Source organism: Streptomyces sp. NPDC003379 (assembly GCF_053589195.1).
In genome coordinates this window covers 51,517-57,874 of record NZ_JBSFRK010000013.1, presented here as the reverse complement: position 1 = coordinate 57,874, position 6,358 = coordinate 51,517, and the positions used below count along the sequence as shown (strand labels likewise).

At 72.9% G+C, this 6,358-nt stretch carries 5 protein-coding genes; 2 read left to right on the top strand and 3 right to left on the bottom strand.

The features are described from left to right. Positions 1–17: 17 nt before the first annotated feature. A complete protein-coding gene (locus ACWDVB_RS14680) occupies positions 18–968 on the bottom strand; it encodes a tetratricopeptide repeat protein (RefSeq protein WP_451515165.1) in 951 nt (316 codons plus the stop codon). A gap of 206 nt (positions 969–1,174) precedes the next feature. Here ACWDVB_RS14680 and ACWDVB_RS14675 point away from each other — a divergent pair, with 206 nt between their 5' ends. Continuing rightward, a complete protein-coding gene (locus tag ACWDVB_RS14675) occupies positions 1,175–2,419 on the top strand; it encodes a lipase family protein (RefSeq protein WP_451515166.1) in 1,245 nt (414 codons plus the stop codon). A gap of 251 nt (positions 2,420–2,670) precedes the next feature. Here the strand turns inward: ACWDVB_RS14675 and ACWDVB_RS14670 are convergent, their stop codons facing one another. Together ACWDVB_RS14670 and ACWDVB_RS14665 are read right to left on the bottom strand one after the other, a co-directional pair. After that, complete coding sequence (locus ACWDVB_RS14670; RefSeq protein WP_451515167.1) at positions 2,671–3,564, bottom strand: NAD(P)-dependent oxidoreductase; 894 nt, start codon at positions 3,562–3,564, stop codon at positions 2,671–2,673. A 107-nt stretch (positions 3,565–3,671) separates the two neighbouring features. Then, positions 3,672–5,087, bottom strand: coding sequence for an MFS transporter (locus ACWDVB_RS14665; protein WP_451515168.1), 1,416 nt, complete (start codon positions 5,085–5,087; stop codon positions 3,672–3,674). Positions 5,088–5,292: 205 nt separating this feature from the next. On the opposite strand from ACWDVB_RS14665, the gene ACWDVB_RS14660 reads away from it, so the two are divergent. Next, positions 5,293–6,357, top strand: coding sequence for a helix-turn-helix transcriptional regulator (locus tag ACWDVB_RS14660; protein WP_451515169.1), 1,065 nt, complete (start codon positions 5,293–5,295; stop codon positions 6,355–6,357). Position 6,358: the final 1 nt, after the last annotated feature.

Here is a 6,358-nt window from a genome sequence, read left to right as displayed (position 1 = left end):
CCTGGGGGCTCTCCGCCCTACGGCTCATTCCCCGGCGGCGGCCCATCCGTCGCCGAAGCCCCGGGCGAGGGAGCGCCGGAAGGGGACACGTCGCTCGGTGAGGCGGTCCCGGATCGGGCTCCGTCTCCGGACGTGCCCTGTCCCGCCGCTCCCGTACCGGGTGCGTCCGGGCCCGTGGCGCCGCCCCCGGGGGCACCCGCGCCCGCCTCCTGAGGTGCCCCACCGAGCCACGTCCCCGCGGCCCCTCCCCGGGGGACAGACCCGTTCCCCGGTGTCTCGCCCTCTCGTCTGGCCAGGCGCCTGGTCGTGCGGCCGAGGGCTATCAGGACCGTGATCAGGGAGGCCGGCGTGTCCTCGATGCGGCGCGTGTACCGCACCGCCTCTTCGTACGAGGCGTGGGCCTGCGGCAGCATCTCCTGGGATTCGTAGGCGTCGCCGATGTCCTTGAGGACGGTCGCGTACCAGCCGGGGTCCGCGTCGCCGTCGATGAGGGCGAGCACGGCCTGATAGGCGGCCACCCCGTCGGCGTACGCACCGTCGAGACCCAGGCGGCCCAGCTCCTCGTACGTAAGGCCCATGTTGTGCAGCACGGCCGCCCGCCGCTCCGTGTCCGCGATCTTCGGGACCTCCTCGGCCAGCCGCTCAAGGACGTCCCGCGCCTCGGTCGGCTCCCCCATCGAGGCCAAGGTGTTGGCCAGCGCGGTCATCGTCGTGGCGAGGTCGCTCGGATTGTCGGCACGCTCTTTGTACGAGACGGCCTGCCGGAAGTGCTCCACGGCCTCCTTGAGGTCGTGCGCGTCGCGGTAGGTGTCGGCGATGTCATGGAGGATGACGCCGTAGACGCCCGGTGACGCCTCGGGGTCGGCCAGGTCGCGCGCCTCGCGGAAGCAGTCGAGCGCCTGCTCGAACCGTGCGGACCGTGCGGACCATACGGACCGCCGTGGATATGGCTCGCGTTCCTCCGGCATGGTGGGCCTCCGTCCGCGCGTCGAATGGTCGGTCCGTTCTCCCGTGCCCCGCGCCCCATTCGTCAACGTAGCGCCGCACCCCCGCACTGGATACCTGCGAGCCGGGGTCAACGAAGCTGAGCGTCCCGGTCAGCCCCGTGCTTACTCACCGGTCACTACGGTCGATGCCGAAGTTCTCAGCCCCCACGCACAGTTGGGAGAGCCGCATGCACACACGCACCAGCTTCAGAGCGTGGACCGTGGTGGCCGCGCTCGGCCTGTCGGCCATCACTCCGCTCACCCCACTCACCCCGCTCACCCCACTCACCCCGCTCACCTCCCTCACCGAGGCCACCGCAGCCACCGCAGCCACCACGGCCACCACGACCCACGCCGGGAAGAGCCCCGCGTCCTCGTCCCCCGGCGACATCGTGAGCTCCGAGCCGAGCGCCTTCCACCCACTGCCGGGCCAGCCGACCCACACCAAGGCATGGAAGGTGCACTACCGCTCGACCACGGCCGACGGCGCGCCCAACACCGTGTCCGGCACGGTCATCGTGCCGCAGGACGGCAGAAAGGGCCCACGCCCCCTGATCACGTACGCCGTGGGAACGGTCGGCGTCGGCGACCACTGCGCGCCCAGCGCGAACTTCCCCAAGGGCACCGCCCTCGAAGCCAACCTCATCCAGCAGCTCACCCGGCGCGGCTGGGCCGTCGCCGTCACCGACTACGAGGGACTCGGCACCCCCGGCGAGCACACCTACACGGTCGGCCGCTCCGCCGGCCAGGCGATGCTCGACGCGGCCCGCGCCGCGATCCGCCTCCCGGAGGCGGGCCTCAGCGAAGACACGCCCGTTGGCATCATGGGCTACTCGCAGGGCGGCCAGGCCTCCTCCTGGGCGGCCGAGCTCCACGGCTCGTACGCCCCCGAACTCCACGTCAAGGGCACGGCGACCGGCGGCGTCCCGGGCGACCTGATGAAGGTGGCGGACTTCAACGACGGTTCGTACGGCTCGGGCCTCATCTTCATGGCGGCGATCGGCCAGAACGCGGCGTTCCCCGAGCTGGGCCTCGACTCCTACCTGAACCCGGTCGGCAAGGTGCTCATAGGCGCCATGAAGAACACCTGCGTGGCGGACGGCGCGGTGCTCGGATCCTTCAAGACGATCGACTCGATGACGACGAAGAATCCCCTGGACCAGCCCGACTGGCAGCAGCGGCTGCGCGCGTCGCGGGTCGGCGCCGCCACACCGGACGCCCCGGTGTACCTGTACCACGCGCTCGCCGACGAGCTCATCCCGTACGGCGTCGGCAAGCAGGTCCGCAAGGACTGGTGCGCGCGGGGAGCGAACGTGGAGTGGCACACCATCCCGCTCGGCGAGCACGTCAGCGGGGTGATCACGCAGTCGCCGTTCGCGGCCCAGTGGCTGGCGGACCGCTTCGCGGGCCGGCCGGTGCGCGGCAACTGCTGAGCCGCATCAGGCAGTTCGGGCGGCCTCCCGACAGGGGCCGCCCCTTCGCACGCCGAAAAAGGTTCCCGGACCCGAGGCGGGCCCAGGACCGGGGCCGGGGTCAGAGCCGACCCCTCTGCTCCCGGACCGGGCGGCCCCGCCAGTACGCAAGGTGGACGTCAACAGCAAGCTGCTGACCCGGTCCCCGACGCTCAACTCCGACACCCTGAGGCCCTTTTCCGGGCCCGCACACCGTCACGGTCAAGGACCGGCTAGCGCCCTGCCGACTTCATCTGCCGCACCGAGGCCGGGGCGCTCCACACGTCACGTCCCTCGGCCACCAGGGCCTCCAGCGCGGCCAGGGACGGCTCCAGCGGCGCGGTGCTGACGCCTGCGTCCCGGGCGGCGTTCATGATGTTGGCCAGTCCGACGAGCTGGACGTCGAGCCCCTGGGTGAGCTGCGGCTCCGCGCCCGTGCCCAGGGCGGCGTCGACCTCCGCGGCGAAGGCGGGCAGCAGCCGCGCCATGTTCGTCAGCCAGGGGACGAGCAGTTCGGTGAAGCCGGCAGCGGTGCCGTCCTGCCGCGAGGTGGCCATGGCGACGGCGTGGTGGAACCCGTCGAACATCATGTTCATGCCGCTCAGGAGCGCCAGGTCGTAGAGGGAGGCGATCCCCACGTCCTCGCCGAGATACTTCGCCGCGCCGAGCACCTCGAACGCCTCTCGGTGCGCGTCGAAGAACCGCTTCTCCCCGCTGTAGAGGATGAACGCCTCCGGCGTCGCGATGGTCGTCGGCACGGCCATGATGCCGCCGTCCAGATAGTCCCCTCCGTGCCCCACAACCCACTGGGCCATCTCACCGGCCTCGGCCGGAGTGCCGTTGGTGAGGTTGACGACGGTCCGGCCCCGCAGCTCCGGGGCCACCGGTTCCAGCGTCTCCCGCACGGCGGCGTAGTCCAGCAGGCAGACGATCACCAGCGGGCTCGCGGTCACCGCCTCGGCCACGGAACCGGCACGGGCCGCGCCCCGCGCGACGACCGCGTCGGCCTTGGCGGCGGTGCGGTTCCAGACGGTGACCGACCGCCCGGCGGCCAGGAAGGCGTCGGCCAGGGCCCGCCCCATCTCACCCAGGCCGACGACGGTCACCGATGCTTGTCTGCTGCTCACTCGCGCTCCCCGTTCACTCATTGAGTCAAGTCCCCGCGGCTGATCTCTTCCCAGCGTTGTCGAGGTGCCGGAGCGCGACAAGTACGCACTAAAAAGTGCGCACGCACCTACTGGTGCGTGAACTTCCCTTGCCGCGGAAGCCGCCACGCCGCCAGGCCCGCCGTCGCGCACAGCGTGAGGCCCGCCACCAGGAGGCCCGTCCGCATGCCCGGCACGGAGAAGCCGGAGCCGTTGCCCGCGAGGAGGGCACCGAAGAGGGCGACGGACATCGCGCCGCCCGTCTGCCGCAGGGAGTTCAGCAGACCGGAGGCCGTGCCCGCGCGCTCGCCGGGCACACTGTCGAGGAGCTGCGCGGTGAGCGCGGGGACGGCGACCGCACCGCCGATTCCCGTCGGGATCAGCAGCACCAGCACGAGCCACAGCGGCGTGTGCGCGGTCAGCGGGAGCAGGACGAACATGGCGAGGGCGAGCACCGCCTGGCCGAGGACGACGACCCGGCGGCGGCCGACGCGTTCGGCGAGGCGGGGCGAGACGAGGTTCGTACCAGTGATGATCACGGCCAGCGGTACGAACATCAGGCCCGCCTCGATGCCCGACATGCCACGCAGCTGCTGGTAATAGAGGCCGAGGAGGAACGTCACGCCGTAGAAGCCGGCGTTCACCGCGAAGCCGACCGCGAGGGCGACCGAGACCTGCCGCTGCCGCAGCAGCCCGAGCGGGACCATCGGCGCGCGGTGCCGCTTCTCGGCGGCGTGGAAGGCGAAGCCGGAGGCGATGGACATGGCGAACGCGGCCAGGACGGGCGCGCTCGTCCACCCCAGGTGGCCGCCCTCGATGACGGCGAACGCGAGCCCGGCCAGGGCCAGGACGGCGGTCGCCTGCCCGCCGAGGTCGAGCGGGGCCGGGCGGCGCGGGGAGCGGCCGGTACGGGCGAGGAGGGCGAGGATCACCGCGCCCACGGGCAGGTTGAGGAGGAAGACGGCACGCCAACCGGCGGTCTCCGTCAGGATGCCGCCGAGCACCGGCCCGACCGCGACCGCCGCGGAGCCGCCCACCGTCCACAGCGCGATGGCTCGGGCCCGGCGGCCCGGCTCGTCGTACGCCTCCCGGATCAGCGCGAGCGAGGCGGGCATCACGATGGCGGCGGCCCCGCCCTGCGCGACGCGGGCGGCGATCAGCGCGCCGATGCCGGGCGCGAGGGCGCAGACCAGCGAGGCGGCGGTGAAGAGTGCCACGCCCCAGGCGTACGCCCGCCGCGCCCCGGCCCGGTCGGCGAGCGCCCCCGCGGAGAGCATCAGCGCGGCGAACATGAGCGTGTACGCGTCCACGACCCACTGCAGGCCCGCCATGCCGCCGTGCAGGGAGTCGCGGATGTCGGGCAGCGCGATGTTCACGGCGGTGACGTCGATGGTGATGACGGTGAAGCCGAGCAGCGCGGCGACGAGGGCGACGGGACGGCTCCCGGCGCGGGCGGGGGGCCGAGCGGCCGTGCGGACGCGCTCCGGGCCAAGGGTGACGGACATGACGCTCCTACGGCGAGGTCTTCTGCGGGGAGACAGGCGGATGGGTGGGACAGCGACGTCGCGAAGCGACGGCCAGCCGCCGCGGCAGCGGCGGAACCCCGACGATGCCCGCGGCGGAAGACCCCGGCCAGACCGCCCCGTTCCTGGTCCTGACAGGGCCCCCCACCGGCTCCCCACGCAGGCCCCGACCAGCGAGAATGACGAGATGACGACGGCCAGCAGAGCAGGCGCCGCCCCCGGCACAGCAGGTACCCCGGGCACGACCGGCGCCACCCCCGGCACCCCCGGCACCCCGGGCAAGGCGGGCACCACCCCCAGCACCCCCGGCACGGCGGGCACCACCCCCGCCACCCCCAGCACGGCGGGCGCCACCCCCGGCCCAGCAAACACCCCTGCCCCGCCAGGCGCCCACGCCAGAACAAGCGCGTCCGCCACGGGAACGGAACTCGGCCGATACCTCCGCGCCCGCAGGGCCCGCGTCACCCCCGCCGACGCCGGCCTGCCCACGGGCACCGGACTGCGCCGCACGCCCGGCCTGCGCCGCGAGGAACTGGCGACCCTCGCCGGGGTCAGCGTCGACTACTACATCCGCCTGGAGCGCGGCCGGGAGACGAATCCCTCCCCCGCCGTCATCGACGCCCTGGCCCGCGCCCTGCGCCTGACGGGCGACGCCCACGACCGCCTGCACGACCTGGCCGAACTGGCCTCGGGCCGCCTCACGGAACCGCACCCCACCGCCGACCACACGGTCCGTGAGTCGACCTCGCGCACGCTGGACGCGCTGGCCCCGCTGCCCGCGTACGTGGTGAGCAGGCACAGCTACGTGCTGGCCGCCAACGCCCCCGGCAGGGCGCTGCACCCCGGCCTGTGGGACTGGCCCGCCGAGCAGCGCAACATCACGCGCTACCTCTTCCTGCACCCCGTGGGCCGCGAGCTCTACCAGCCGTGGGAGGAGACGGTCGCCATGTCGGTGGCACACCTGCGGGCGGTCGGCGGCACGGACACGGACTCGCCCCGGCTGACGAATCTGGTCGGCGAACTCCTCCTCAAATCACCGGACTTCGCCCGCATCTGGGAGCGTTACGACGTACGGGAGCGCGGCGGCGGCACCAAGTCGTTCGCGCATCCGAAGGTCGGTGCGATGACCCTCACGTACGAGGTGATGCAGCTGGCGAGGACGGGCGGCCAGCGCATGGTGGTCTACCAGGCGAAGCCGGGTACGCGGGACGAGGCGGCGATGCTGGGACTGACCACGCCAAAGCACCCCTGAC